The sequence below is a fragment of the Mucilaginibacter sp. genome (assembly GCF_036383575.1).
Taxonomy (GTDB): domain Bacteria; phylum Bacteroidota; class Bacteroidia; order Sphingobacteriales; family Sphingobacteriaceae; genus Mucilaginibacter.
The window spans coordinates 1-2,189 of sequence record NZ_DASVOB010000459.1 but is presented as its reverse complement, the minus strand read 5'-3'; the positions used below and the strand labels follow the sequence as shown (position 1 = coordinate 2,189).

2 protein-coding genes and 1 pseudogene are annotated in these 2,189 nt (G+C 40.3%); 1 reads left to right on the top strand and 2 read right to left on the bottom strand.

The genetic code is table 11. The annotated features are described in order from the left end of the window. Window positions 1-155 (bottom strand): DUF6686 family protein (locus VF500_RS31800; protein WP_414688582.1); only part of this gene is annotated, 155 nt, incomplete at its 3' end. Between the two features lie 92 nt (window positions 156-247). After that, window positions 248-1,171, bottom strand: a complete 924-nt coding sequence (locus tag VF500_RS16380) for a DUF6607 family protein (RefSeq protein WP_330860702.1) — start codon at window positions 1,169-1,171, stop codon at window positions 248-250. A gap of 485 nt (window positions 1,172-1,656) precedes the next feature. Between VF500_RS16380 and VF500_RS16375 the strand changes: the two are divergent. After that, window positions 1,657-2,189: pseudogene (locus tag VF500_RS16375) on the top strand (hypothetical protein); the annotation flags it as partial.

Sequence of the window (2,189 nt, the reverse complement as noted above, 5' to 3'; positions counted from 1 at the left end):
AAATCAAGATCGATAGCGAAGTTTTTAAACTGGATAAATTGATCGGGTGTAAAGCTAAGGATCAGGTTATGGTGCCATATAAATATGCATTGGCATTCAGAACAGCGGCTTACTACCGATGTTCCCTTTTGACTGAGTATTTTAGCGTCGCACATAAATTGAGGTAGTTTAAAAATTGAATTGGTGCCTGCTCTGTCGGTTAACCGTTTGATGGAAACGACTAAACTGCAAAACAGGACTTTATATTTTAAGCATTGGTAACCAAATAATTATTAATAAGCTTGCGGGCTTCTGTTTTACTTTTTTGAGTATCCCATTTCTCTTTTGCCGATTGATCAGCAAGATCAAAAAGGCGTTCGTAAAGCAGTTTGCCATCTACTTTTCCTTTTAGTTTGATGATAGTGTTTTGCGCATAAACCTCATCCCATACCTGGCGAACGGCTGTCCAGTAGGGTTGTTGTTTTTGCCACCAGCCTTTTGCAAAAGCAAATTTGGCTTCATCGGCTTTAGTAAATTCTTCGTAGCCTTTTTCACGCGCCAGGAGTTTATCACCACCGGCCGAGCGGATTATTTTTTGATTGTCCTGCTCAAACATCCACCCGTTTGGAGTTAAGTAGATGCGGTTTCCACGGCGTAGTACATTGTAATCGCTGCGCTTGGTAAACTCGCGGCGGGGTAATGGAGAATCGCATTCGCTTTGCCAAAAGTGCTTGCCATCGGCATGGATCCAGGTGCCTATACTTTCATAACGCGGACTGTCATCAACCTGGAAAACTTTTTGTACCCAGCGGCCTTTCGCTTCGGCTGCTTTTAAGGTGCCTTTTTTCCAGGTGCTGCTTTGGTCAAAGCTGAGTAGGGTGGGTTCTTCGTACACCCAGTCTTCGCGCCAGTGTTTTATTATAGCACTGTCGCCTACAACCAATAAATGCTGTATAACTATCTTTTTTGGCGAGTCTTCTTCAACGGCCGCCCATTCATATCCCCATGAATGGTATTGCGGATGGTTACGGTATGCAGTATCGGGCGAGAAAGTTTCGGCATAATCAAAAGTTACTTTATAAAACCCGCCAAGTGCACGGATGGCGGCACGGTCCTGGTCTAATTTTGACTGTGCCTTAACGCTTATCTGAACAGTGCTTAACAGCACTAACAGGTAAAGGATTTTTTTCATTAATGGGGTAATTTAATTACTGTGATATATTAACAGCAACAAAGGAATGTCTTATTTAGAATAAATCCAAATAAAAATAAAAAAACCTTATTTGTAATGCCAGTAAATTGATTATGGGGATGGGCGGTTTCCAACATAAACTACTCATGTATATTATAATAGGGTAAACCATGATCGATAAAGCCAAATGCTTTCGGGTATCCTTCTACCAGGGATTTTGAATCATATCAACCGTTAAAATTTTATTCATTTTATTCACCTTGGTAGTTTGGCCTCTCAATAGCTATATTTAAGGATAAAATTATACTGTGATCTATAAATAAGCTTTTATAGGTAAATTATAAAAATTGTGTATATTATCAGCGTATTATTGGTGTACCCCTTAACGATAATAAGTTTTGCTGAGTATTGAAGCGCCAATTATGACGAGTTTTTCTAAATATTATTCTGAGAGCTTAAAAAATGCTGTCCTTATAACTGCGGGGTTGTCAAATATAGCCCCGGCTGATTGTAAGACGCTTGAAGCTTATATCCTTGATAAAACCAAACAGCGGGTTAGCGAAACAACCTTAAAACGGATCTATGGTTTCGCGTACAGTAAGTTCAATCCATCTATGTTTACCCTCAATACATTATCACGATACTGTGATTATGAGGGCTGGGATGATTTTTGCCGAAAGCAGGAGGCTGAATCTACAAAGCAAAGCGGTACTACTGTTGACTGGGACCTTTTAAAAGCAAATGCTGGTAAAATAACTTCTTTCACCCTGCAGGCAATCAAAAACAAAACGGGGATCCCTTATCCACAAACTATCAGGAGGCGGTTTATTGATGATCATTTTGCTGCCTTTTTGCAGGGGAATTATACAGCAACTGTGATTGCCGCACCTGCTGGGTTTGGTAAAACTGTAGCCCTTTGCCATTGGGTTGATGAAAAGGTACAGCAAAGCAGTAACGACATTATATTGTTTTTCAGCAGCAGCGCCTTAATGAATGTGTTTTTAAGCGGGCGTGATCT

Bases quoted from the DNA above. Each gene is read 5' to 3' on its own strand.
- VF500_RS16380 (WP_330860702.1), bottom strand. From the start codon at position 1,171: ATGAAAAAAATCCTTTACCTGTTAGTGCTGTTAAGCACTGTTCAGATA.